The organism is Streptomyces alkaliphilus (assembly GCF_014141535.1).
Classification (GTDB): Bacteria; Actinomycetota; Actinomycetes; order Streptomycetales; family Streptomycetaceae; genus Streptomyces; species Streptomyces alkaliphilus.
Window position 1 is genome coordinate 1 of sequence record NZ_VKHT01000857.1, and the last position, 2173, is coordinate 2173.

At 74.2% G+C, this 2173-nt stretch carries 2 protein-coding genes; both read left to right on the forward strand.

The genetic code is table 11. The annotated features are described in order from the left end of the window. Positions 1-63: 63 nt before the first annotated feature. On the forward strand, positions 64-1338 hold the full coding sequence (locus FNQ90_RS20505; RefSeq protein WP_182607710.1) for a hypothetical protein: 1275 nt from the start codon (positions 64-66) through the stop codon (positions 1336-1338). Positions 1339-1351: 13 nt separating this feature from the next. Then, complete coding sequence (gene msrA / locus FNQ90_RS20510) at positions 1352-2011, forward strand: peptide-methionine (S)-S-oxide reductase MsrA (RefSeq protein WP_182607711.1); 660 nt, start codon at positions 1352-1354, stop codon at positions 2009-2011. Positions 2012-2173 lie beyond the last annotated feature (162 nt).

Consider the following 2173-nt stretch of genomic DNA (forward strand, 5'->3'; position numbering starts at 1 on the left):
TCGCCGGCCCGAACCGACCGCTCCGTCAGCCCGCCCGACCCGACCCCGGGAGAGCCGCACCCCATGGAAGCCATCCTGCTCCTGATCGCCCTGACCGCCATCTTCGGCGTGCTCGGCGCCCCCGCCATCCGCAGACACCAGGAGCGCAAGCGCCTGGAACGGGCGGCGGAGAACGCGCGGCACGGCGACCCGACCGGGGGATTCGGGCCGGGCCCCGGAGCGGGACCGGGCGCGGGCGGCCCCGGAGAACGCCGCGAGGGCATCTCCCTGGAGAAGGAGGGCGACGGCCCCGCCGGCGTCCGGCACCCCGGCGGCCCGGTCCCCGTGGAGCAACTGGACGTGCGTCTCCCCGGCCCGGACGACGCCCTGGTCACCGCCCTGGAGGAGACCACCGACACGCAGGACTGGCGTCCGGTCGGCCGCCTGCTGGCCCTCACCGAGGAGTACGAGCTGCGCTGGCAGCGCGTGCAGTCCGTCGCCGGCGCGGCGGCCATGGAACTGGCGCGCTGGCGCGCCGAGCACGGCACCACGGCCGGCGCCCCCGACAACGGCCCCGCCCCGGGCGCGGCGGACTCCCCCGGCGCGGGCGCCCCGGCCGGCGCCGATGGTGTGCGCCGGGACGCCGGCTGGCTGCGGAACTGGCGGGCCGAGGAGCCCCGCGACCCGGGCGGCGCCCAGGTGTACGCGCAGTTCCTCGTCTGGCAGGCCATGTCCGACACCGGCTCCGCCGACCACCGGATCATCCTGGAGGAGGCCCGCACCGTGTGCGCCGAGGCCTCCCGCCTCGCGCCGGACGACCCCACCCCCTTCATCACCGAACTCTTCGTGGCACGCGGCCTCGACTACCGGCGTCCCGACTTCGAGGCGGTGTGGGCGGAGATCACCCGGCGCCGGCCCGACCACATGGGAGCCCACCTGACCGCCCTCACCCACTGGTCGGAGAAGTGGCACGGCTCGCGGGACGAGGCGTACGGCTTCGCGCAGAGCTCCGCCGCCGCCGCGCCGGGGGGCAGCCTGCTGCCCGCCCTGCCGCTGTTCGCCGTGTACGAGCACCTGCCGGAGATGTCGCTCTCCCCGTCGGTGTTCACCGGGAAGGTGGTGAGCGACGCGGTGGAGGCCGCGCGCTTCGCCCTGCACCACGCCGAGCCCGGCCACCCCGTCGAGCCGCACGTCCGCCACCTGCTGCTGTGGTTCCTGGTGCGCGCCGAGCGCTTCGGCGAGGCGGCGGAACACGTGTGGGCCGTCGACGGTTATGTCGGTGCGGTGCCCTGGGTCAACAGCCCGGACCCCGCCCGGGAGTACGCGGGGTTCCGCGCCCTGGCCATCGGCCTCCAGTGAGGAGAGAACCTTCATGCTGTTCGGTTTCAAGACCCGGCTCCCCGGTCCGGAGGAGGCCCTGAGCGGGCGCTCCGAGCCGCTGTTCGCCGTGCCGGAGAAGCACGTCGTGCTCGGCAACCCCCTCCTCGGCCCCTACCCCGAGGGCCTGGAGGTCGCCGACTTCGCCCTGGGCTGTTTCTGGGGCGCGGAGCGGAAGTTCTGGCAGACCGAGGGCGTGTGGACCACGCTCGCCGGCTACCAGGGCGGTCACACCCCGAACCCCACCTACGAGGAGGTGTGCTCCGGGATGACCGCGCACACCGAGACCGTGCGCGTGGTGTTCGACCCCTCGGTGATCTCCTACGAGAAGCTGCTGAAGGTCTTCTGGGAGGCGCACGACCCCACCCAGGGCTTCCGCCAGGGCAACGACACCGGCACCCAGTACCGCTCGGCGGTCTTCACCCACTCGCCGGAGCAGCAGCGGATCGCGGAGGAGTCCGGCGACGCCTACCAGGGGGTGCTGACCGCCAACGGACACGGCGAGATCACCACCGAGATCCTCACCGCCGAGGGACGGCCGTTCTTCCCGGCGGAGGAGTACCACCAGCAGTACCTCGAGAAGAACCCCGGCGGCTACTGCGGCATCGGCGGCACGGGCGTCTCCTGTCCGATCGGCGTGGCGAAGGCCGACTGAGCCTCCCGGGCCCGACCGGGCGACCGGCCCGACCGCGTCCGCTTCCCCGGCCCCACCCCGGATGACCCACTCATCCGGGGTGGGGCCGACTCTTTCGTGCGCTGTCCCGGGCATGTCGGTGAGCTCGTGCCGGCGCCGGCCGGTTCGTGGGGGTGGGGTGGG